Consider the following 22,826-nt stretch of genomic DNA (forward strand, 5'->3'; position numbering starts at 1 on the left):
ATTTTTGAGGATGGTTTTCAAGCAATTCCCTTAAAAAACGAAAGTGAAGCCCGTTTCCAGACTTCACTTTTCAAATTTTCAGGACGGGAAATGTGGGAGTGTTAGTACACTCTGCCTATCATCTCATGTTCTACAATGGCTCTTTTCAACTCGAGGAAGTCGACTTCTCCCTGGTGCTCGTACACCACTTTGCCTCCCGGCTCCACCAGTGCTGTGTAAGGCAATGCGCCGTCCCAACCGTCACCAAACGCATCAACCATAGCATAGTTGTCGCCGCCTGTAAATAGGTAGTTAGGCACTCCTGATTCTTTTTTGTCAAGAAACTCGAGCACTTTGTCTCTCTTTTCTGGCTTATCGGCCGAGATGGATACAAATTCGAAATCACGGGCGCCATACATGCGCTGAATAGCAATGAACTCGGGGTACTCGAGCATACAAGGGCCGCACCAGGTAGCCCACACATTGATAAGTCTTAGCTTTTTCGAGTTGTCATTTTTTAGCAAAGTTTTGATTCCAGCCAAATCGATGTCTTCAACTTTCACCTCTCTGCTGTTCCAGTCCTTGTCCACCCGCTCTCTCATGTCTGTTTTCCATCCCCACTTTGTGGAGCAGCCGAAGACTTTTGTAACCGGCTCAGCAATAGGTTTTCCTTCAAGGGTAGCGTCTATGGCAGCCCTAAGATCCTCTGAGTTGGTGGTGCCAGGCTTTTCTACTTTGTCAAGACGACCATTGTAGGTCAACACTCTGTTGCTGTCGAAAACGAAAGCGTGAGGAGTAGCCACCGGGCCATATTGCAGAGAGGCTTCTTCAGTGTCGCCGTCGTACAGGTAAGGAAAATTGTAATCCATATAGTCGGCTCTGAGTTGCATAGCCGTATAGTCGTCGTTCAGGTCGGTGTACCCTAGTTCTTCGTAGAGTAGTCCCATAGGGCTGTTGGGCGAAATGGCTATCAGCTTCACACTTTTGCCTTTGTAATCGTTTACAACAGCTTTGATACGGTCCTCGTAGGCCTGGGCAGTAGGGCAGTGATTACATGTGAAAATGATCACAAGCACACTGGCCTCACTGAAATCATCAAGGGTGTAGAACTTTCCATCAACACCCGGTAGGTTGAAGTCTGGTGCTTTTGCTCCTATTTCCAGCGTTGTTACTTCTCTTTTGGCGATGAACTGCGGGTTGGCAACAAAAGCGGGCTTCATTTCACCCGATGCTTCCGTTTCAGTGGCTTCGGCACTTTGGCTTTCATTTTTATTGCTTTGGCATGCAGAGAATATTGTGGCGAACACAATAACGGCAGCAAATGAATTCTTTAGAATTTTCATAGTTTCAATAATAACAATATTAGGACGGTTTCGTGTCTGTCGATTTTTCGAACTTATCAATAACTTTGGCCAAAGGCAATGAAATGTGATGGTAGGAAGAGAAAATCATTGGGGAATGGGCAAAATACCCCCTAAACAGAAAGAGTGGACAAACGTCCACTCTTCATTTTGATTATGTAATAGTCCACCGATTTTTTAGCTCTCTTCTTTTTTGAACACATCGTTGAACTCCTTTTTTACATTGTTGACAACTGTGGTTGCATCTTCTTTGATACCATTCCAATTGTCTTTTGTTGCCTCTTTCACGCCCTCCAGTTTGGACTGAAGCTGCTCTTTTTGATCATTGAGTTTTTCTTTGAGCGTTTCGCTTTCTTCATCCATCTTGTCCTTTAAACCGTCGAGCTTCTCATCCAACTCGTCAATCTGATTTTCAATTTTGGCAGTAAGCTTCGCCTTTTCAACTTTGATCTTATCAGTCGCATTTTCTACCGCTTCTGTTGCATTCTCTTTCATGTCCTCAGCCTCTTTTTTTGAGTTCTGGGTACAACTAAAGAACAACATCGACAGTATAGCTGACATCAATACACCTCTTAGAATTTTCATAGTTTTTAATTTAAAATTTATAACTGGTTACAACTAGTTATAGCGTTTTTAAAACTATTTTGTTTCATTCATGAGCGTAAGTGCCTGATTTTTAGAGGATAAAGAATGCATGGTTTAAAGCTTTTTCCAGCGTTCCACTGTGTTTGGCACGGGATCAATTGTTTGCAAATATTCGTAAATGGCCCCTAAGTCCTGCTCGGTCATGCCAGCGTACATGGTCCATGGCATCACAGTTTGGAACTCGCCTTTTGCCATATCTACATCAGGTAGCACGTAGGTGGTGTCGGTGTAAAGCTTGAACCGCTGGATAAAGGCAGCTTTTGTCCACTTGCCTATGCCCGTTTCGTGTGGGGTAATGTTCATGGACGATACCATATAGCCGTTGCCCATGTTAAATTCAAAGCCGCCCGCAAAAAGCTCACCTACCACTGTTCCGTTTTCCTGCTTGGTGTGGCATTCGGCGCAGCCTGCGGCATTTGCCACATAGGCGCCATACTCGACTACATTTTTTGGATCTGGCATTTTTTTAGGGCTGGCTGCCGCTGGCATGGTGTTGATAATGAAATTGACCGGAAAATCGGCAGCAGACGGGTCCGGGTCAAATGCTATTGGAGAGAGTGAGCGGACGTAGGCGATAATCGACTTAATATCCTCTGTGTCCATTTTGCCATAGTATTTGTAAGGCATGACTGGGAAGAAGGCCGTTCCATGCTTGCTAACGCCTGTTGTAATGGCTCTGAAAATTTCGCCGTCCGTCCAGCCTTCCAAATGATGAGGTGTGATGTTTTTCGAAACAAAACGACCCGGGAAGCCAAAGCTCTGATCAAAAAGTTCACCGCCTCTGCCTTCTGTGCCAGGTATAGGAGGTCCGGCAAATTTGCTCCAGTCACGTGTGGAGTGGCAATCGATACAAACGCTCACGTGGTTAGCGAGGTAGCGGCCTCGTTCAATTTGCTGTTCGGTGCCTTCAACTGATATCTCGGGGGCAGGCCCCACGTCAGGAAGTGCAAATTTCAGGTAGGACAAGCCTGACGCAATTATCAGGATTAACAGACTGATGACGATAATCGTCACCTTTAGAATCTTATTCATATTAGATAGAGTTGGTTAGCTTACAAAAATGTCCAAGGCTGGAAAAGCATAAAAAATTGTCTCCAAAATACGACATCGGAAATTAAAAACGAAAGGGTATCGAACCGATTGCTAGCTAAGGAACATTTCCTGCATGGCTTTCCAAAGCTTTCCTTTTAGTGCAATGGCTTGTTCGAGGGCAGCCAGGCTATCGGAGGCCAGGTACTGCTGGCCATCTCTTTTGATAACGGAGTATTTAGAGGTAGAGACCGGCAACTCCACGCCGAAAGAGAGCACCTTGCTGAAGGAAACTGTTTGCGCCGGATTGGCTTTGTAATCCGATTCGCTGATGAGCACAGCACTTCTCAGGTCTATGCTAACTGCCGCTGTGATTTTGGTCAGCAGCTCTTTCTGCGACGCTTCGAGTGCCTGAAAAGGTTGTTTGAGAATGATCAGCGTGTTTTGTTTGGGAGCGGCTGCTTCAGCCATTGCGGCTTTTGTCTCCTCCGGTTTTGTGGCCTCAACAGGGGCTGGCTTTTCTGCCGGAGCCTGAGCACTTTGCTTTTCACCAATCAGGTAAAGCTCTTCAGTAAACAAAGCTTTCAACGAAGCCGGATGGAGATCAGCGCCCATAGTGATTTAGCTTAGGTCTTCAGGTTTTAACTTAAAAATAGACTTCAACTCTACGGCATCCTCAGGCTTCATCCTTTTTGCCAACACCAGCCTCAGCTGACGGCGGCGAAGGGCACCTTCGTAGAGTTCCTTTTCAAATTCCGTTTCTGGAGTCAACTCCGGCACATCAATTGGCCGGCCGGTTTGGTCTACAGCCACAAAAGTGAAAAAAGCCGTGTTGCTGTCAATTTTTTTATTGCCTGGGATGTCTTCTGCTGTCACCTGGATATATACTTCCATCGACGAGTTGAAGGCTCTTGTAACTTGTGCTTTAAGCGTCACAACGTTCCCCAGCCGAATCGGTTTGCCAAACGAAACGTTGTCGACGGAAGCTGTTACCACTATGCGGTTTGAATGCTTTTGTGCCGCAATGGCGCTTACTATATCCATCCAGTGCATCAGCCGACCTCCCATGAGGTTGTTGAGCGTGTTGGTGTCGTTGGGCAACACCAGCTCTGTCATGACTACTTCCGATTCCTTTGCACTCTTTGCTTTTTTTGCCATCTCGTTATTTTTTGCCCCAGCCATGCTCGCCCAGTAATGGCACAAAGCTAAAATTATCGAAAGTTTCTTTCACCAGTTTGTTGCCTTCTTTTTTGGTTATCCGAATCATTTTTTGGCTTTTGTCGTCACCCACCGGTATCACCAGCCTGCCTCCCGGCTTTAGCTGCTCAACAAGTGCGGTGGGAATTGTGGGCGCTCCGGCCGTGACTAAAATAGCGTCGAATGGAGCAAAGTTAGGCATGCCCTTCGACCCGTCTCCCTGAAAAAAATAGGCCTTATATCCCATGGAGGGGAGAAACTTACGAGTTCTCTCATAAAGCACTTTGTTATATTCAATGGTGTAGACTTCAGCGCCAAGCTCCAATAAAATGCAACACTGATAGCCAGATCCGGTGCCAATTTCCAGGACTTTACTTCCTGAACCTGCGCCCGTTAGCTGTGTTTGAAACGCTACGGTGTAGGGCTGAGAAATGGTTTGGTCTTCCCCAATGGGAAAGGCTTTGTCCTGATAGGCGTGTTCTACAAAGGCGTTGTCGAAGAAAAAGTGGCGAGGTACTTTGCCAATGGCGTCGAGCACCATTTTGCTCTTAATCCCTTTTTCAATTAACGTATTTACAAGTCCTCTTCTTAGCCCTTTGTGCCTGTAGCTGTCTTCCATTCTGATGGCAATTTAATTGAATTGACAGTACGGGGCACAGAAGGCGATCAGTTTTGTTCATTACTTTTGAAAGATATTGGAAAAGGCTACCGTGGGGAGCTTCTGCCAGTTAAATTCGCTGGATAATTAATAATTGAGATGTTTACAGGGATTGTTGAAACTACCGGGAAAGTAGAGAAGATAGAAAAGTATGGATCCAACTATACTTTCACAATCGAAAGTGCGATTAGCCCCGAGCTAAAGATTGATCAGAGTGTGTCTCACAACGGTGTTTGCCTGACGGTGATTGGCGTTGCCGGTAGAGCGCATCAGGTTACGGCTATCCACGAGACAATGGAGAAGACGGCGCTGGGGTTGCTAAAAGAAGGCGACCTTGTTAACCTGGAAAGATGCATGCTGGCCAATGGTCGGTTCGATGGTCATATAGTGCAAGGCCATGTTGACCAGGTAGGCGTTTGTATAAGCAGAACGGAAGAAGACGGCAGTTGGCTGTTCGATTTTAAGTATGATGACGCATTGGGCAATGTGACTGTCGAAAAAGGCTCTATTTGCATCAATGGTGTAAGCCTGACTTGTTTCAACTCAAGAAAAGGGGAGTTTAGGGTGGCTATAATTCCCTATACTTTTGAGCACACAAATTTCAAAAATATCGACAAGGGTACTAATGTTAATCTTGAATTTGATATTTTGGGGAAATATATTCAGAGAATAATAAAAGGATACTAATCGACCTGAACCTTCAACCTTAAGAATTTACTATGGAAGTTAAATGCATGGTAGTGGATGACGATCCGCTGGCGAGAAAGCTGGTTAAACACTACATTGAAAAAACGGAATTTCTGACGTTGAGCTATGAGCTTGCCAATCCGATTGAAGCCAAAAACATACTGGTGAAGGAGGATGCTGACGTCGATTTGCTGTTTCTGGATATCCAAATGCCAGAAATGTCGGGGCTCGAATTAATGGAGTCGCTGGATAAATCTTACCAGATTGTTTTCATCACTTCCGAAGAGCAGTATGCTGTTCAGGCATTTGAGAATAGTGTAGTCGACTACCTCGTAAAGCCTTTTGAATACCCACGTTTTTTGAAGGCCGCCACTAAAGGCAAAGAGAATATTGAGACACTTCGCAGGTTTGTAGAAAAACAAACCCACGTTTTTGTGAAGTGCGATGGCAGGCTTGTGAGGATTCAGCTAAGTGACCTGCTGTTTGTAGAAGCGCTGGCTGATTACGTGATCTTCAACACCAAAAAAGGAAAGTACATTGTTCACTACACAATGAAAGGTATAGAAAAGCGGCTCCCCACCACCTCCTTTGCCAGGGTTCACAGGTCGTACATTATTAATATCGACAATGTGGATCATCTTGAGGAATCGAATATCATGATAGGTGATAAGAGTGTGCCGGTAGGAGCTTCTTACAAAGAGAAATTCATCAAGAAGCTAAACATGCTTTAGTCTGCCTGTTTTCCTCCCAATCAGATAAATGGTGTAGGCTGCGGCAATACCCACAAGGGCTCCCACAAGTACATCGCCGGGGTAGTGCACGCCAACGTAAATCCTGCTATAAGTCACTACTGCGGCCCAGACGTACCACACAAAGTGCCAGTAGGGTTTTCCTGTGTGCAATAGACTGACGAACGTGGCCAGTGCAAAAGTGTTGGCTGCGTGTGAGGAGGCAAAGCCAAATTTCCCTCCGCATCCGTCAACCAGATGAACCAGTGAGGCGATGGCGGGGTCATGGCATGGCCTCAGTCTTTCGAAAAATGGCTTCATAAGGCCAGAGGTCAGCTGGTCGGCTATCACAATGGTGAGCACTATGGCAAGTATTGACCAAACCGCCTCCTTTTTTTGCTGGTAGATTAACCAGGCAATGAGAGCAAGGTAAAGCGGAATCCAGGTATTTCTTCCAGTTATCAGCAGCATGGGGCCGTCAAGCCAACTGGCATAGTGCGAGTTGAGCCACAGGAAAAATTGTTGGTCTAACTCAATTAGCCAGTTCATAAGCCCAACCAGTTAACCCCTTTCTTAAGGGACAAAAGCGTGTCATGTTCCGGCGTACCTGCCTCAGGCTGGTGGTTGTATTCCCAGCCAGCCAATGGCGGCAAGCTCATCAATATCGACTCAATACGTCCATCTGTTTCTAATCCAAATTTTGTACCCCTGTCGAGCACGAGATTAAACTCCACATAGCGGCCTCTTCGCAGCATTTGCCAGTTTTTCTCCCGCTCACCATAAGGCTGCGAGCTATTGCTGGCCATAAAGTGCGTGTAAGTAGGTGCAAAAGTGTTGCCCACGTCTTGTACAAACTTCCACCGGTCATCCATCGAAATTCCATCTTCTGCTTTCAGGTGGTCGAAGAATATTCCACCAATGCCACGGGTCTCGTGGCGGTGCTGCACATAGAAATAGTTGTCAGCCCATTCCTTGAACTTTGGGTAGTAAGCCGGGTTGTGCCTGTCACAGGTGTTTTTGAGTGCCTGGTGGAAATAGAGGGCGTCGTTGGGGTTTACATAGTGTGGGGTGAGGTCGATGCCGCCGCCAAACCAGCAAACGCCGTTGCTCATTTCAAAGTACCGAACGTTCATGTGAATGATGGGTACAAAAGGATTGGAGGGGTGGAGTACGATGGAAACGCCGGTAGCGTAGAAATCTGCATGGTCGAGGCCAAAGGACTGAAGAACTTTTTCGGGTGTTGGGCCCCATACCGCTGAAAAGTTGACGCCTCCTTTTTCAATTACTTTTCCATTTCTTATCACCCGTGACCTGCCACCGCCGCCCCCAGGCCTGTCCCAGGCATCCTCTTCAAAGGAACCAGTGCCATCGGCTGCTTCCAGTGACACACAGATATTATCCTGTAAGCCTTTGAACCAATTTGTAATTTCTTCTTTTCCAGGCATAGCTTCAACGATATCAATTCAATGGCAAATATAGGAGAACCACAAAACTAGAACGGGTACCCGATTCCAATATTCAGAATAGTCTGCTCTTTTTCGCCAAATGGGAAGTTGGTCAGCAGTTTGTCGAACACCCATCTTTGTCCGGGAGGTCTTGCAGGATCATGTATCTTTGCTCCCGCATCGAGCCTGAGGATAAGGAACGAAAAATCAAACCTCAGGCCAAAGCCAGATCCAACTGCGATTTCTTTAGCAAATGAGTCAACTTTGAACTGGCTTCCGGGCCTGGTGACGTCATCTCTTAGCGTCCACACGTTACCTGCGTCAATGAAAAACGCCCACGATACAAAGCTGAAAAGCCTTCTGCGATATTCAACACTTGTTTCTAGTAAGATTTCTCCTGGTTGTTCGAAGCTGTAGTCGTAGAGCCCGTCTTTTTCCGGGTTGTCGTTGAGTGGAGGCGTGTAGGATCCTGGGCCAAGCCGCCGGGGGCGCCAGGCTCTAATACCATTGCTTCCGCCAGCAAAGAAGTACTTTTCATAGGGAAGCACGGTGTTTATCCCGTAGGGCACAGCCACCCCAACGTTGAAGCGGTAGGCAAGATCGTGCTTCGATGATAGGTTGGTGACCTTTCGAAAGTCAAAATTGGCTTTAGAAAATTGGTAGTACTCCAACCGGTCACTAATGAGATTGTCCTCATTGAAGAACCAGAGTGAGTTTCCGCTGCTTTCGACAAAAATTCTGAAAAAGCTGGCATTCCCTTTAGTAATACCATAGCTATTGTTGTTGACCGCCATCGAGAAGCTGGTGCTTCCAACGTAAGATGGGTTAAAGGAATTGATCAATCGGTTGCCTCTGTCGGCGTAGTCTTGAAGTAACTCTTTGAATTTGTCGTCCTTCAACTCCGAGTCAATAAAGCTGATATCGGCAAGGGTAAGGTTGAACAGGTGTTTATTGTCCTTTTGCCAGATGTATGCCCAGGTCGAGTTAAAGTTGGTTCGTTTGTACTCACGCCTGTCGGTAACGGTAGTACCTACCAGCCAGCGTGTTCTGGGGTTGAGCCGCCCCTGGTCTCGTCGTCTGCTCCAGGAGGCAGGTGTGATGAACTGAGGAAAAGTCAAGGCAAGATTCCCTCCGTACTCCTTGCTGGAATACACATCCTTTACATCGGATGGTGATGCGACGCCTTCGATACCAAACCTGCCAGACAGTTCCAGTATTTCAAGGCCCTTGAATACATTCCTGTCTTTGATATTGGCGTTGACAAAGGGTCCGGGAAGTCCCTGGCTTACATTGACACCAAACTCTGTTGAGGTTTGGAACTTTTGAAGAGGGCTGGTATAGATATTGGCGATGAAATGAGTACCTACGGTGTCGTAGTTGATGTTGACAAACTTGAAAATATCGAGGTTGGCCAATTGCTTTTGCGTCTCGAAGGTGTTGGCCCTGCTATACATACTATCCGGGTAGATGAAAACCCTCCAGTCAAGTATTTTTTTGTTGTATCGCTCCTCATAGAAGCTATAGTTGACACCATGATAGATCCTATTGCTTCGCTTCTCACCGGGGATATTGATATTGGCATCAGTAATGAAGTTTACAGAGTCGATGACAAATCTTTTGTGGTCATGTTCCTTTACAGGTGATTTCACTGCGATTTCGATGAGGACCTTTTTGCCGCCCAGGCTTGCCGTGTCCACCTGAAAAGAAATTAATTGCTTATTGAATCTGTAGTAGCCCTTGTTTACAAGAGATTCATAGACTCTTTCCCGTTCACTGGCCAGCTCCTTTTGGCGATATCTGTCGCCCTTCACTAACAGTGATTTATTCTCTGAGTTAAGTACAATGTCCTTGATCTCATCGTCGGGTATGCCGTAAAATATCGAATCAATAACATACGGCTTGTTTCTTTCAAGCTCATAGGTCACCGACACTAGTTTCTCCTTTTCTTTCAGCGATGAGGTAACTCCGGCATTGAAATACCCCTCCGACTGAAGGTAGGATACAAGCTGTTGCTCTGTTTGTTCTCGCAACTCTGGCTTGAAAACGGCGACTTCCTCACCCCACCGCATGAATAAATTGCCTTCCTTTAAAGTTTTGTCAATTTTAGAGACCTTCTTGAGCTTTCTTGATTTAAGAAGCTCTGCTTTTTTTGGCTTTTTTTTGTCTGTTGCTTTGGCAATCTTGGCATCGTACCTGGCAATGGCACTTTCTTTTTTGCTTTGATACTTTGCTGAATCGTACCTGTGTTGCCCCCAGTAGTAGACATTCACATATAGAGACCAGGGGAAAATGGGCGTTCGCCGATTGGGCTTTTGCTGAAATTGGGCTTCGAGTTCATCTATATTCAGTCCCTTGGCATTTTCTATTGATTCTTTGTAAAGCAGCTTCTCGTCTTCTTTAAGGTACCGCAATCCCAAACACCCCGACAAGGTGCCCGAAAAAGCAGCGGCAATAATGGTTATAAATACTAATTTGCGGATTGAAGCCGTCACGGGAATGATTTCGAAAAACAGGGCAAAATTCATTAAATCACTGCAATTAAAAAAATTCAGAAAGCAGGAGGGGCTTTTTGTGGTAGAGGGCGGTAAAAGTGTGCTCGAAGTTTTGCAATCAAATTTCACGCTCATAGAGCTGTATGTAACCTCTTCCTTTTACGCAGAAAACGAATTTATTCTAAAACTGGCACCTATTCCGGTAGAAATAGTTTCGGAGCGGGAACTGGAAATGGCCAGTGGTTTACAATCCAACAATGCTGCCTTGGCTGTTGTTCAAATGCCAGCTTATCAGTTTGAAGAACCAGTTGCCTCGGAGTTTGCCCTTGTTTTGGACGACGTGAGGGATCCCGGTAACCTTGGCACCATCATCAGGATAGCTGACTGGTATGGCATCGGCAAGGTATATTGCTCTCCGGAAACGACCGACCTGTTTGCAGGGAAGGTGGTGCAGGCATGCATGGGCTCGCTGACCAGAGTGAAGGTTTTTTATACAGCGCTGAACACCCTGTTGGAGGGGTACGAAGGGCCTGTGTACGGCGCCCTTTTGAATGGGAAGAACATCTACGACGAAAGATTCGATCAAGTTGGGCTTATTGTGATGGGCAATGAGTCAAACGGCATTTCTGCTGGCTTGCTACCGCTGGTGAGTCACCCTATTACCATTCCGGGGCACGGTGGTGCCGAGTCGCTCAACGTAGCTGTAGCTACTGCCATAGTTTGTGACAATGTACGCAGGCCAAAGAGCTAGTTGGCTGCTTTTACATTGATAGCAAAGGCCCGTGCCGGGTTGACCCGCAGCAGTTGGTCTATGTCTTTTTCTGAAAAATCGTTTTGCTTCAAAAGGGGGATGAGCTCATCAAAAATGGCTGTGAACGCCTTGAAGTCACCTCCGTTCAATTCACCCGGGCTGTACCAACCGGCGTCGTGGGAAATAAGCACTTTGTCTAAAAGACCGTTTTTCTTGCAATAGATGAGTCGCTTCAAGTGTTCTTCCACATCCCAAACTACCCCGTCAAGACTGATCCAGGCACCCAGGTCATAGGCTTTGTTGTAGTAAGTGAAATCAGTTTCGATCTGGGCGTGCACCCAAATGAACGCAGATGGATCAACACCTTCGGCCTTTAGCAGGGCGATTTCTTCCAGGGCAGGCAGTGCCGGGCCCGTGTGGGAAGCGATGGTCATTCCCGTGGCCAGGTGTGTGATGGCAGCCGCCCGAACGAGTTTTTGATCTACAGTGGAAAGTGGCACGTCGCTATTGACGCTGATTTTTATAAAACCCGGCTTGACGCCCGATCCCTCAATACCGTTTTGGAATTCGTCGATCCATCTTGTGGCCAATTGTTCCGCCGTTTCCGTGAAAGCATGCTCAGGCAAGTACTTATTGCCGACAGCTCCATAGTAACCGGTGTTGGTTATGATGGTCAGCCCCGACAGCTCACTGAGCTCCTGCAGCAGCCAGGGGTCTCGTCCCAAATAGGCAGGGGTGCAGTCGATGAAGGTGTTGACACCTCTTTTTTTGGCATCCACCAGAAAGGGAAGTGTTTGGGCAATCACGCTGTCCCGGTCCCATCGGTGGTAGCCAACACTGTCGGCTCCAATAAAGTCGACCAGGATGTGTTCGTGGATGAGTGTGGTTCCCATTTCGCTGGGGGTCATTTTGCCGTTGACTGAAATGACCTCGGGCTGTTGAGTAGCCGGATTGCAATATGACAAGGCAACCAGAACGGCGATCGATAAAAGGGAATAGAGTCTCATCAGAAAAAGCCTTTACTTTTTGCAGCAGCGTCTTCAATCAGCGCTTCTGCGTCTTTTTTGCCCAGGTATCGGTCGATGAAGTAGTGGGCAACATAGAGCAGAGGCGTGAGCAAGATAGCGACGCTGAATTTGTAGATGTAGTTGATGGTGCCTACTGCCGCAAGCTGAGAGAGACTCCATCGACCACCTTCAGGAGCGAGGACATAGAAAGCAATGCCCAATACCACGAAGCTATCGATGAACTGGCTGACGAGTGTTGACCCGGTAGCCCTGAGCCAAATCATTTTTGATCCGGTTACTTTGCGAAGCTGATGAAACACATAGACATCGAGCAACTGGCCGATAAGGAACGCCACCAGTGATCCGATGATGATACCAAGCCCTTGCCTGAAAATGACTTTGAAAGCATAGTTGATATTGAATGGATGCCCTTCACTGTCGGTACCGTTGACATCGAGCCAGAAGGCTGCGGGGTCGAGCAGTGTAACCAGATAGATGACCAGAAAAACGTAAGCGATAAAGCCAGCGGTCATATAGCTGATCCTTTTCACGCCTTGTTTGCCAAAGTATTCGTTGATAATGTCGGTGGTGATGAAAACCACCGGCCAGATCACGGCACCTGCAGTCAGGTTGAAGTCGAGCACAAAGTCGCCAAAGAGATGAATTTGTGCCGGGGGCAGTCCGAAGGTGCCTTCGGCTGAGAAAATTTTGACACCAATCATCTCTGCGACGACGGCATTGGTGAGAAAAATGCCGCTCAGGACGATAAAGAGATTGGTTCGTTTGTTGTTGAGTGTTTGCTCCATTTTTCTGTCAGGCAGGGGAGAAGTCAGTCCCCTCAATACCAAGATACGATTCTTTAAACACAGTCAATGCTTCTTCCAGCAAAGGATTTAGTTCTTTGTAGCGGGTGCTGAAGTGGCCCAGGATCAACTTGCCTACACCTGCTTTCAGCGCCAGGGTAGCTGCCTGTGCGGCCGTGGAGTGAAACGTTAGCTCAGCTCGCTCTCTCATGTCATCCAGAAAGGTGCCCTCGTGATAGAGCATGTCGACACTGGCAATGTATTGGATGAGGGACTCTTCGTACTTCGTATCGGCGCAGTAGGCGTACGAATAAGAGGGCCGGGGAGGGAGCGTTACCTCGCTATTTTTGTATTTGATGTTCCCATTTTCATCCAGCAGATCTTCTCCGTTTTTTAGCTTAATGATCAGGGTGGGCGTAACGTTAGGGGGCAGCAAGGACTTCTCAATCCGTCTGTTTTTTGGTTTCTCCCGAAAAAGAAACCCACTACAGGAAATTCGGTGACTGACAGGAAAACTACTGACAGTGATTTTCTGATTTTCCAGAAGCACCTCACTAGTGCCGGGCACCCATTCTTTGAACTGGATGGGGAAGTTCAGTGTGGTGTTGGAGTACTTGAACTGCAGACTGAGGATTTCAGATAGGCCTGGCGGGCCATAGAGGAAAAGCCTGGCCTTTCTGCCATACAAGTGCATGGTTGATAACAACCCTATCAGGCCGTAGTAGTGGTCGCCATGCAGGTGGCTGATAAAAATATGATTGATTTTGGTGGCCTTTACTTTGTATTTCTTTAGCTGAAGCTGAGTGCCCTCTCCGCAATCGATGAGAAAGTGCTCGTCATCAACCACCAGTACTTGCGACGTTTGGTTTCTGTTGTGCGCTGGGGCGGCGGAATTTGATCCAAGAATTTTTAATACAAAGCTCAATGGAGACTATTCTTCTTCCTCCTCGAGTCCACTTTCAATTTCATGAAGAAATACCGTGTCTATTGCCTCTTCCTTGGTAGGTACTATATTCAACACCTTGTCAAGCTGCGATATTTTAATCAGCTTCACCACGTGGTCGTTCATACCGATCATAACGAAGATGCCTCCAGCTTCTGAAAAGCAGCGGTTGCCAACAAGCAATGCACTCAGGCCAGACGAATCGACATATTTTACATCGGAAAGGTCTAGGATCATGTTGGAGCTGCCTTCAGCTTGCAGCTTTACAAATTCGGATTTGTAATCCGGGGCAGTAGAGGTATCCAGTTTTTCCTGTGTAATTTTTAAGATGCTGTATTTTTCGCTCTTATCTAACGAATACTTCATGTGTTTATGTGTTTACTTCTACTTACTAATTTCTTTAAGGCTCTTCAAAACGTTCGACTCTATGGTTGATTCAACCCCGGCATAGCTGCGTTTCTGAAATTTTTCGCCTGTTACTTTCTCAAAAAGCTCAATATAGCGATGTGAGATGGAGTTTACTACCTCATCTGACATTTCCGGCACATTTTGACCTTCTTTACCCTGAAATCCATTTTCAATCAGCCACTGCCGCACAAACTCTTTTGAGAGTTGCTTTTGAGGCTCTCCCTTTGCCTGGATTGCCTCATACGTATCGGCGTAAAAATACCGGGATGAATCCGGTGTGTGTATTTCGTCAATTAAATAGATGGTGCCGTCGTGCTTCCCAAATTCGTATTTGGTGTCTACCAAAATAAGTCCCTGCGAGGCCGCATACTCCGAACCCTTTTTGTAAAGCGCTTGCGTATACTTCTCCAGCTGCATGTAGTCAGCTTCCGATACCACTCCCTGCGCTATGATTTCCTCCCTGGAAATGTCCATATCGTGACCCTCTGAGGCTTTGGTAGTGGGTGTGATGATGGGAGAGGGGAGCTTGTCATTTTCTTTTAGCCCGTCGGGAAGAGGCACTCCGCAAACCTGACGCTTCCCTGATTTATATTCTCTCCAGGCATGTCCGGCCAAATAGCCCCTGATCACCATTTCTACTTTGAAGGGTTCGCACTTCACACCAATCGTGACATTGGGATCAGGTACTGCGGTTACCCAGTTGGGCACCACGTCCCTTGTTAGTGCCAGAAACTTGGCTGCAATTTGGTTCAGGATTTGTCCTTTGAACGGGATGGCCCTCGGAAGGATGACATCGAACGCTGAAATGCGATCGCTGGCAACTACTATCATCAGTTGGTCGAGGTAGTACACGTCCCGCACTTTGCCTTTGTATTTGCCAGTGACGCCGGGGAATTGAAATTGGGTTTCCTTGAGGGCTTCCATAAGGGTGACAAATTTATGGATGGGTGGCGTATTAAAAAATTTTCTTTTTTGAAATGTAGCAGTGAGGAGATGGCGGGCTATTGCTCCTTGATTACCTTGCCCAGTTTATAGGTCACCGTCTTTTCCAATCGTCCTTTACGGTCGTAATATTTCCATGTGCCATTTTTTAGATTTCTCACATAATTACCCTCTTCAATAAGATCGCCTGACTTATCAAAGGCTTTGTGCGAACCGTGCTTCCTGTCGTACTCATAATAAGTTTCGTAAGCAGTTTTTTTATTGAGGTGGTAGCCTATTGTCAAACCATGCTGCTTGCCATTCTTGAAGTCGGCTTCCTCCGTTATAATCTCTTTCGAACTATATGTTGTCCTCTTGCCATCAAGCTTGTCGTCGATGTAGTTTTCTCTGACGAATGATCCATCGGCAATATTGTAAATTGTCCACTGCCCTGAGCGGACGTCCTCTTTGTAGGTTTTGGTGGAGAGAAGCTGACCTGAGGTATTGAACTCTTCAATGGTGCGGTCTTTCTCGTTGTTGGAGTAGTCAGTTGCCGTTTTCACAGCGCCGTTGGGATGGTACGTGTAGTTTTTCCCTACCCGGGATCCTTCTTTGTACACCAGCTTTTGTGAGGGCGTTCCGTCTTCAAAAAAAGCGTTTGCAGTACCACTTAGCTTTCCCTGTACGTAGGTGCCGGCATACTCCAACTGCTCATTGGCATAGTAGGTTTTATAGGTGCCATTCTGCAATCCAGCCTCATTGTAGGCTTCAGTTTTTAGGGTACCTGAGGGATAGTAGGTTTTGAAATGCCCATCCAGCTTCCCCTTTTTATAATAGGCCTCGGTTTCTTTGGTTCCGTTTTCGTAGAACGTTTCGGTGGCACCGTCCTGTAGCCCGCTTTGGTAGTGGATCACCTCTTTCTTCACGCCGCTGGGGTAGTAATTCACTACCTCACCATCGGGCTTGCCACTTTTGAATTCAGTGGAGGATTTGACGACCTCATCTTCGTAATAGGAAATAATTTGTCCGGAAAGCGTGTCGTTTTTAAAGACGGCGATTTGAAGCAGGTTGCCGTTGGGGTGATACACTTTTGTTTCCCCCTGCCTTAAGCCATCGATGTAGATGGTTTCTCTCTGTAGCTTGCCGTTGTCGTAGTAGTTAAAAAACGTGCCATTTCGCTTCCCTTTTACGTAATCGCCTTCGATGATGACTACGCCCTCCGGGTTGTATTTAAGATACCTACCATCTATTAGGCTGCTGTCGGCATTCAGAACAAAGTATTCTTCGTTTTTAAGGCCTTTGATCCGGTCGTGATAGGTGGTGATTTTGGTTTGGCTGGCCACAACCAAAGGAAGGAGAAGCATGCTAAATAAAAGGCAGTTTTTCATCATGCATCAAGCGAATTTAAAATGAGCGCCGCTTGATAACGTTGCGGCGCCACTTTCATTTTTTACTGGCTAAATTTTTTCAATGACAATGGCGGAAGCGCCACCACCACCGTTGCAAATACCTGCCACGCCAATGGTGCCACCTTCCTGACGCAGCACACTGTTTAGCGTTGTGATAATCCGGGCGCCGGAGCAGCCAAGTGGATGCCCTAATGCCACAGCCCCTCCAAACACATTTACCCTGGCTGGATCAAGCTCCAGCTTTCGGTTGTTGGCAATCGCTACTGCAGCAAAAGCCTCATTGATCTCGTAGAAATCAACATCATCCGCACTAACGCCAGCCATTTTCATCGCTTTGGGGATGGCCAGCGATGGCGAGGTGGTGAACCACATGGGATCTTGCGCTGCATCGCCAAAGCCTCTGATTTTTGCGATGGGGATGAGTCCCAGCTCTTTTGCTTTGGCTGCACTCATGATGATCAGGGCAGAAGCGCCATCGTTGATGGTCGAAGCATTGGCGGCGGTTACCGTGCCGTCTTTTTCAAATACAGGCCGCAAAGAAGGTATCTTATCGAAGTTCACATTTTTGAATTCCTCGTCCTCTTTCATCAAAATTGGATCTCCTTTTCTCTGGGGGATTTCAACAGGAACAATCTCGTCTTTGAAATAACCGGCTTCAGTAGCGGCTGCCACTCGCTTGTAGCTGTTGATGGCGTAGGCGTCTTGCTCCTCCCGGGTGATCTTCATTTCTTTGGCGGTATTCTCGGCGCAGTTACCCATCGGGAAGCCATTGTAAATCTCCCATAATCCGTCGTGCATGAGGCCATCTATGAGTTGGCCGTGGCCATATTTGTAGCCATAGCGTGCTTTTGGGATATAATAAGGCACGTTTGTCATGCTTTCCATACCGCCAGCCACCACAACTTCATTCTGCCCAGTCATGATAGACTGCGCTCCTATCATCACCGCTTTCATGCCTGAAGAACACACTTTGTTGATGGTGGTACAGGGTACATTTTGCCCGATGCCAGCACCCAACGACGCCTGACGGGCCGGAGCCTGCCCCAGGTTGGCCGAAATGACATTGCCCATGAATACCTCACCAACCTCTTTTGCACCAACACCAGCCTTTTCCAACGCACCTTTTATAGCGATAGAGCCAAGCTGAGTGGCAGACAAGCCAGCCAAAGCGCCTCCAAAACTTCCAATGGGCGTTCTTACTGCTGAAACGATAACTACTTCCTGCATAATGATATAATTTTCGGGTTAATGAAATGGGGTGTATTGATCGACTTTTCTTATAACAATATCAGCCTGGCTGTTGGCTACAGCCGAGGCTTTACCAGTCGGGCTTTCCGCTTTCTGGCTTTTTAACGCCTTTCCGCTTGTTCTGCTGAATGTACTGAATCTCGCTGTTTCGCATCGCTTCAAGTATCATTTTGGCCTTTTCTTCTGAGATGTTCATCTCCTTCAGCTTATCGGGATTGATTTGAGGAGGCTGCTTTTCACCGTCTTTGTTCTCTTTGTCCTGCTGTTCGGCGTCTTGTTGCTCTTTTTTCTTTTGCTCCTGATCCTTCTTTTCTTGTTCTTTCTTTTGCTCTTCGCTCTGCTGCTCCTGGTCTTTCTGCTCTTTGTTCTCGCTCTCCTGGTCTTTCTTTTCCTGGTCCTGCTTTTTCTGTTCGTCGTTCTTTTGATCGTTGTTCTGATCTTTGTCTTGCTGGTTCTGCTGGTCTTTCTTCTCGTCTTCTTTTTCTTCGTTCTTCTCCTTGTCTTGCTGCTGGTCGTCCTGGTTTTTTTCGTTGTCTTCGGCTATCTGGCGTTTCACCAGCTGGTAGTTGTACCTGGCTTCTTCATTGGTAGGGTCAGCCTTTAGCGCCTCTTTAAAGAAGCTTAACGCAGTGTTTCTGTCGCCCGGCTTGTTGCTGATGATGCCCATTTGGTTATAAGCCAGCGACTTCAGGTCTTTCTCCTTGGTGTTGATGAGGCGCTGGTATTGACTGAACGCCTGGGCTGAGTCGCCCTGCTGGAAGAGAGAATGGCCGAGGTTAAGAAATAGCTTGTCTTCCAGCACACCCAACGAGTCGGTAAGTATAGTGTAGGCTTGAGAAGCCCTGGCATAGTCTCCTGCCAGATAAGCTTTCTCTGCGTCTTTCTTCAGTTTGTTAACAGTGGCGATGTCATTCACTCCCGGAATGATGGCCGCTATCACCAATAAAATGCCTGCTAATGCCTTCATATTTTCATGGTTTTCACTGAAATGAGGTAATCGAGAGCGAAAAGAGCCAGCCCAATGGCAAGGAAATAATAGTACCTGTTGGCCGTAACGTCGACCTGCCGGGCATCTCTCATTTCGCCTTCGATCTCATTGATTGTATTTATTAATCTCGAAACGTCGTTTTTAGTTTCATTGATCTCAAAGTACTTGCCGCCGGTTTTTGTGGCGACGTCTTTTAATGAGTTGCTGTTAAGCCTGGTCACTACGTCATTTCCCTGATTGTCTTTTTTAAAGCCTCTTCGGCTTAGTATTTTACTGCCCTTGTCTGTACCAACGCCCAAAGTGAACAGTTTGATACCTGTTTGCTCTATTTCTTGAGCAATCTGGTCGGTTTCTTCTCCAAAATCTTCTCCATCGCTGATCAGTATAATAATCTTCGATTTTTGTTGGGTAAGGGGCGACTCATCGTCGTTCAGCTTGCTAAGTGCCATCCGAAGTGGCGGGCCAAAGTCGGTACCGGTGTTGGGCACAAGGCTGGTGTTGAGCGTTTCGATGAAGATGTTGAGTGCCGACTGGTCGTAAGTGAGCGGACACTGCATGAAAGCTTCGTTCGAAAACATGATGATGCCCATCCGGTCGGAGTTGAACGCATCGGTGATGTTTTTGAGCTCGAATTTTATTTTCTCAAGCCTCGTGGGTTGTACGTCAAATGCATCCATAGACACAGAGAGATCGACGCAGAAGAAGATGTCTTTACCAACCGACTTGATTTCTTTTTTGCTGTCGCCAAAGGATGGCCCCATGAGGGCGACAATGAAGAGCAGAAAGTAGCTTGACCGGAGGATGACTTTACTTAGCACTATTTTGGAGGAGCTTCCCACTGCCTTGGCGACATAAAGCACCCGGGCCAGGTAGGCCAGGTAGAGGATGCCAAAAACGAGGCAAAACGTTAATTCAAGTAATCCAAACGACTGATACCAACTCATACAACACTATTTGGGCAATGCCACAGCTTTTATAACACCGGAAGTGGGGACAAATATATAAAATGAACGCTGGCAGGCTAGCAATTCACATTTTTTAACAGGGTAAAAAGAATATCATTTTTTTAGGGCTGAGGTTTGCTTCCGTCAGAAAATGTCCGTTATCTTTGCAACTCTTTTTCAGAACAGACCTATGGAGAGATGGGTGAGTGGCTGAAACCAACAGTTTGCTAAACTGTCGTACTGGGTAACCGGTACCCCGGGTTCGAATCCCGGTCTCTCCGCATTGATTGAGGTCCCATAGCTCAGCTGGATAGAGCAACTGCCTTCTAAGCAGTAGGTCTCAGGTTCGAATCCTGATGGGATCACGAAGAAAATTTGGAGCCTTCAGTTGAAACTGGAGGCTTTTTTTGTGTTTGCACGTTTTACCTTTTCCGTAATATACTCGTGAACGGTCAGCCGGATAGAGGATCAAGCGGAAAATCTGGGGAGTAAGACGCTGAAATAACGTTGTACCATTTGGCGAATGATAGACAATAAAGAAGCAAAACTGGTTCAATGCGTCTCGCCCGGCCGGGTTAGGCTTGGACCTTTTGCTTATTTATGTAATGACATAATACTCTTGTCAAAAGAATTAATCCCCCAGAAATATTGCTTGATCCCGGATAGAGCCACTATCGGGGACGCCTAGTCGGGGACGCCCAGTCGGGGACGCCTAGTCTTCTAAGCAGTAGGTCTCACGGCTAGGCGCCCCCGATCCAATCCTGATGGGATCACGAAGAAAATTTAGAGCCTTCAGTTGACACTGGAGGCTTTTTTTGTGTTTGCACGTTTTACCTTTTCCGTAATATACTCGTGAACGGTCAGCCGGATAGAGCCACTGTCGGGGATGCCTAGTCTTCTAAGCAGTAGGTCTCACGGCTAGGCGCCCCCGATCCAATCCTGATGGGATCACGAAGAAAATTCAGAGCCTTCAGTTGTCACTGGAGGCTTTTTTTGTGTCCGTACTTTACCTTTTCTATAATAATGGGAATCAAGCGAAAAAACTGGGGATTGAATGTTTCGTTTGTGGTTAAATAAAAAAGCAAAACTGGTTCAATGCGTCTCGCTTGGACCTTTTGCTTTTTTATGACTACTCGGGATTTTGGGCTTAAAGGGTAATTCCCCAGATTTTCCGCTTGATCCAATAATCGTGAGAGCTTAGCTGGATAGAGCCACTGTCGGGGACGCCCAGTCGGGGACGCCTAGTCGGGGACGCCTAGTCTTCTAAGCAGTAGGTCTCACGGCCAGGCGCCCCCGATCCAATCCTGATGGGATCACGAAGAAAATTTAGAGCCTTCAGTTGACACTGGAGGCTTTTTTTGTTTGCATCAGCCTCAGTCCCTTAACGTACAAGTCCAGATAGGACATTCAATATGGTTGACAATGTCCTCTGCCAGGCTGCCGGAAACCAGGTGAGCCAGCCCTCGCCGACTGTGGGTGGCCATCGCCAGCATGTCTGCCTTTGTCTGCTCCACAAATCGGATAATACCTTCCTCTTCAAAAGGAGCATTTCGGATATTCAGCGTGTAATTCTCAAGTTTATAGTGCTTTACAAAATCTTCCAGTAAAAGTTGTGCTTCCTCCTCGGGCTTGAAGCGAGCAAGCGAGTTGATATAGAGTATGTGAAGTTTGGCTCCAAAAAATGACTGAAGATCTTTTACCTTTTCCACAAACTTCCTCTGGTTAAGTTCAAGGGAGTTGGCCAATACAATGTTTTTTATGTTGGAAGCTTCGTGGCCCTCTCTTAGAGAAAGCACTGGGACTGGCGAAAACCGAACTACTTTTTCGGTGTTGGAGCCAATCAAAACCTCGCTGAGTCCGCTGGCTCCTGTTGTGCCCATTACTACCAGGTCAATGTTCTTCTCCCGAATCTGGTCGAGAATTGAACCGGTAATGCTGCCATATAAGGCCTCGAAATGCTGGTTTTCTACCGCTTTGCCTACAGCTTTTCTCATTTTCTTGAAGTTTTCTTCTGCCTTGTCTTCTATAGATTTCAGAAGCTCCATGTCGAAAATATAGGGTTGTACTCCAAAGGTCGATTCGTAGGAAAACGGAAGCTCGAAGGCGTGCATGACAAACACCTCACCTTGCGCTTCTCTTGCCATTTGGCATGCGAAACTATAAGCGTGAACTGCTGGTGTGGAAAAATCGCAGGGAACAAGTATCTTTTTCATGGCTTCTATTTCTTATGTGGAAGAAAGCAGTCGCTGGGCTTTACTGGAGTCAATTGCCTGCTCCGCTATTTGAAACACCTCTTTTTTTACCGCCCGTAGTTCCATCTGCAGGTCAGCCAAAGCCTTTTTAACGGTGTTATGCTCGTTTTCACAGGCCGACGCATCAGGAAGCGAAGGGTTTTCGATAAACGCTACCAAATGATGCATGTGCTTAGTTACTTTCGTTTCAGTTGCTAGAGTATTTCTCTCAAAATGGGAGAGCCTGCTGGCTACTTGTTGTGTGCTTTCGAGGTGCTTTTCGTCAATCAGCCACAAGAAATATTTGTCAATCAGTTTCTTAAGGAACCGCAATTCATCCTTGTCGAACTTCAGGTCGGATTGCCAGCGCTCTGCCATTACATATTGCTCACTCCAAAAATCTTTACCGGTATTTTGTGTGGAGCCTAATGCCGATTCTTTTACTGTGGTGCTCATAATATTGGTTTTTTAGTCATTGAATTTGCTTGACTAAAGATTCTTATTCTCTTTCACCATTGCTATGACGTAGGTCTTATGGGAGGCAAATTTTTGTCACATTTACGCCTAATAGTGGCCACATGACGGCGGGATGATTGATAAGCAATCGTTTGGGAGATGTTGTGTTTCCCTGGATTGGACTTATCAGGGAGAAGTTTACTGTGTGCTGAGGAATGAGCCACAGGAGGAAAATTACGCTTCCTCAAAAATACAGCTATCTTTTACCCTAAACATAGCTATCATTCATTCCAAACATAGCCATCTTTGGGTCGAAACATAGCTATGTTTGAGGTGAATTGTAGCTATAAATGAAGTGGATTATAGCTATGATTTTGACTGAGGTGTTTTTGGTGCTTTTTGGCCAGTAGATGAAAAAAAAGCAGATGATCGAATTCTTCGGATACTCGCATTGAAAGTAGGTGATCAATATTGCAGGCCGCTGCTCTCTATGTGT

Annotated in this window: 23 protein-coding genes and 2 tRNA genes; 5 read left to right on the forward strand and 20 right to left on the reverse strand. The window is 46.6% G+C overall.

Annotated elements, in window-relative coordinates; translation table 11 throughout:
• Nucleotides 1-101 precede the first annotated feature (101 nt).
• The 6 genes from RT717_RS07450 to RT717_RS07475 all read right to left on the reverse strand — a co-directional run bounded on the left by RT717_RS07450 (nt 102) and on the right by RT717_RS07475 (nt 4,830).
• Complete coding sequence (locus tag RT717_RS07450; RefSeq protein ID WP_317491112.1) at nt 102-1,322, reverse strand: redoxin family protein; 1,221 nt, start codon at nt 1,320-1,322, stop codon at nt 102-104.
• A 195-nt stretch (nt 1,323-1,517) separates the two neighbouring features.
• A complete protein-coding gene (locus tag RT717_RS07455; RefSeq protein WP_317491113.1) occupies nt 1,518-1,925 on the reverse strand; it encodes a sll1863 family stress response protein in 408 nt (135 codons plus the stop codon).
• Between the two features lie 114 nt (nt 1,926-2,039).
• Complete coding sequence (locus RT717_RS07460) at nt 2,040-3,017, reverse strand: c-type cytochrome (RefSeq protein ID WP_317491114.1); 978 nt, start codon at nt 3,015-3,017, stop codon at nt 2,040-2,042.
• Nucleotides 3,018-3,128: 111 nt separating this feature from the next.
• Nucleotides 3,129-3,629 carry a hypothetical protein gene (locus tag RT717_RS07465; protein ID WP_317491115.1) on the reverse strand — a complete coding sequence of 167 codons (501 nt, stop codon included), beginning with the start codon at nt 3,627-3,629 and terminating at the stop codon, nt 3,129-3,131.
• A 6-nt stretch (nt 3,630-3,635) separates the two neighbouring features.
• Entirely contained in the window at nt 3,636-4,172 is a 537-nt protein-coding gene (locus tag RT717_RS07470; RefSeq protein ID WP_317491116.1) for an acyl-CoA thioesterase, read from the reverse strand.
• 4 nt (nt 4,173-4,176) lie between these two features.
• The gene (locus RT717_RS07475; protein WP_317491117.1) at nt 4,177-4,830 is read right to left on the reverse strand and encodes a protein-L-isoaspartate(D-aspartate) O-methyltransferase; all 654 of its coding nucleotides are present in this window, start codon (nt 4,828-4,830) and stop codon (nt 4,177-4,179) included.
• 138 nt (nt 4,831-4,968) lie between these two features.
• Here RT717_RS07475 and RT717_RS07480 point away from each other — a divergent pair, with 138 nt between their 5' ends.
• On the forward strand, nt 4,969-5,556 hold the full coding sequence (locus RT717_RS07480) for a riboflavin synthase (protein WP_317491118.1): 588 nt from the start codon (nt 4,969-4,971) through the stop codon (nt 5,554-5,556).
• A gap of 32 nt (nt 5,557-5,588) precedes the next feature.
• Nucleotides 5,589-6,287, forward strand: a complete 699-nt coding sequence (locus RT717_RS07485) for a LytR/AlgR family response regulator transcription factor (protein WP_151999832.1) — start codon at nt 5,589-5,591, stop codon at nt 6,285-6,287.
• Here the strand turns inward: RT717_RS07485 and RT717_RS07490 are convergent.
• From RT717_RS07490 to tamL, 3 genes are read right to left on the reverse strand one after another with little or no spacing between them, the layout of a single operon-like run.
• The gene (locus RT717_RS07490; RefSeq protein ID WP_317491119.1) at nt 6,273-6,833 is read right to left on the reverse strand and encodes a phosphatase PAP2 family protein; all 561 of its coding nucleotides are present in this window, start codon (nt 6,831-6,833) and stop codon (nt 6,273-6,275) included. The two genes, RT717_RS07485 and RT717_RS07490, sit on opposite strands and share 15 nt — an antisense overlap.
• Nucleotides 6,830-7,729, reverse strand: a complete 900-nt coding sequence (gene hemF / locus RT717_RS07495; RefSeq protein WP_317491120.1) for an oxygen-dependent coproporphyrinogen oxidase — start codon at nt 7,727-7,729, stop codon at nt 6,830-6,832. The genes RT717_RS07490 and hemF overlap by 4 nt, the downstream gene beginning before the upstream one ends.
• 47 nt (nt 7,730-7,776) lie before the next feature.
• Nucleotides 7,777-10,254 (reverse strand): translocation and assembly module lipoprotein TamL, encoded by a 2,478-nt coding sequence (gene tamL / locus RT717_RS07500; RefSeq protein WP_317491121.1) that lies wholly within the window; start codon nt 10,252-10,254, stop codon nt 7,777-7,779.
• Here tamL and RT717_RS07505 point away from each other — a divergent pair.
• Nucleotides 10,226-10,972: a TrmH family RNA methyltransferase gene (locus RT717_RS07505; RefSeq protein ID WP_317491122.1), complete on the forward strand. Its 747-nt coding sequence runs from the start codon at nt 10,226-10,228 to the stop codon at nt 10,970-10,972. The two genes, tamL and RT717_RS07505, sit on opposite strands and share 29 nt — an antisense overlap.
• Here RT717_RS07505 and RT717_RS07510 read toward each other — a convergent pair.
• The 9 genes from RT717_RS07510 to RT717_RS07550 all read right to left on the reverse strand — a co-directional run bounded on the left by RT717_RS07510 (nt 10,969) and on the right by RT717_RS07550 (nt 19,643).
• Entirely contained in the window at nt 10,969-11,979 is a 1,011-nt protein-coding gene (locus RT717_RS07510) for a phosphotriesterase family protein (protein WP_317491123.1), read from the reverse strand. The two genes, RT717_RS07505 and RT717_RS07510, sit on opposite strands and share 4 nt — an antisense overlap.
• Nucleotides 11,979-12,785 (reverse strand): queuosine precursor transporter, encoded by an 807-nt coding sequence (locus RT717_RS07515; RefSeq protein WP_317492346.1) that lies wholly within the window; start codon nt 12,783-12,785, stop codon nt 11,979-11,981. The genes RT717_RS07510 and RT717_RS07515 overlap by 1 nt, the downstream gene beginning before the upstream one ends.
• A 7-nt stretch (nt 12,786-12,792) precedes the next feature.
• Nucleotides 12,793-13,707 (reverse strand): ribonuclease Z, encoded by a 915-nt coding sequence (locus tag RT717_RS07520; RefSeq protein WP_317491124.1) that lies wholly within the window; start codon nt 13,705-13,707, stop codon nt 12,793-12,795.
• A gap of 6 nt (nt 13,708-13,713) precedes the next feature.
• Complete coding sequence (locus RT717_RS07525) at nt 13,714-14,091, reverse strand: STAS domain-containing protein (protein ID WP_151999824.1); 378 nt, start codon at nt 14,089-14,091, stop codon at nt 13,714-13,716.
• 18 nt (nt 14,092-14,109) lie between these two features.
• The gene (locus tag RT717_RS07530) at nt 14,110-15,057 is read right to left on the reverse strand and encodes a phosphoribosylaminoimidazolesuccinocarboxamide synthase (RefSeq protein WP_317491125.1); all 948 of its coding nucleotides are present in this window, start codon (nt 15,055-15,057) and stop codon (nt 14,110-14,112) included.
• Nucleotides 15,058-15,134: 77 nt separating this feature from the next.
• Nucleotides 15,135-16,445, reverse strand: coding sequence for a toxin-antitoxin system YwqK family antitoxin (locus tag RT717_RS07535; protein ID WP_317491126.1), 1,311 nt, complete (start codon nt 16,443-16,445; stop codon nt 15,135-15,137).
• 66 nt (nt 16,446-16,511) lie between these two features.
• A complete protein-coding gene (locus RT717_RS07540; protein ID WP_317491127.1) occupies nt 16,512-17,690 on the reverse strand; it encodes an acetyl-CoA C-acyltransferase in 1,179 nt (392 codons plus the stop codon).
• Nucleotides 17,691-17,781: 91 nt separating this feature from the next.
• Nucleotides 17,782-18,678, reverse strand: coding sequence for a hypothetical protein (locus RT717_RS07545; protein WP_317491128.1), 897 nt, complete (start codon nt 18,676-18,678; stop codon nt 17,782-17,784).
• Complete coding sequence (locus tag RT717_RS07550; protein WP_317491129.1) at nt 18,675-19,643, reverse strand: vWA domain-containing protein; 969 nt, start codon at nt 19,641-19,643, stop codon at nt 18,675-18,677. Before RT717_RS07550 ends, RT717_RS07545 begins: the two co-directional genes overlap by 4 nt.
• A 192-nt stretch (nt 19,644-19,835) precedes the next feature.
• On the opposite strand from RT717_RS07550, the gene RT717_RS07555 reads away from it, so the two are divergent.
• Both RT717_RS07555 and RT717_RS07560 read left to right on the forward strand, forming a co-directional pair.
• Nucleotides 19,836-19,924, forward strand: a tRNA-Ser gene (locus tag RT717_RS07555).
• A 10-nt stretch (nt 19,925-19,934) separates the two neighbouring features.
• Nucleotides 19,935-20,008, forward strand: a tRNA-Arg gene (locus tag RT717_RS07560).
• A gap of 1,008 nt (nt 20,009-21,016) precedes the next feature.
• On the opposite strand, the gene RT717_RS07565 is transcribed toward RT717_RS07560, so the two are convergent.
• On the reverse strand, nt 21,017-21,856 hold the full coding sequence (locus RT717_RS07565; RefSeq protein ID WP_317491130.1) for a universal stress protein: 840 nt from the start codon (nt 21,854-21,856) through the stop codon (nt 21,017-21,019).
• A gap of 12 nt (nt 21,857-21,868) precedes the next feature.
• Nucleotides 21,869-22,330, reverse strand: coding sequence for a hypothetical protein (locus RT717_RS07570; RefSeq protein WP_317491131.1), 462 nt, complete (start codon nt 22,328-22,330; stop codon nt 21,869-21,871).
• Nucleotides 22,331-22,826 lie beyond the last annotated feature (496 nt).

The organism is Imperialibacter roseus (genome assembly GCF_032999765.1).
GTDB lineage: Bacteria > Bacteroidota > Bacteroidia > Cytophagales > Cyclobacteriaceae > Imperialibacter > Imperialibacter roseus.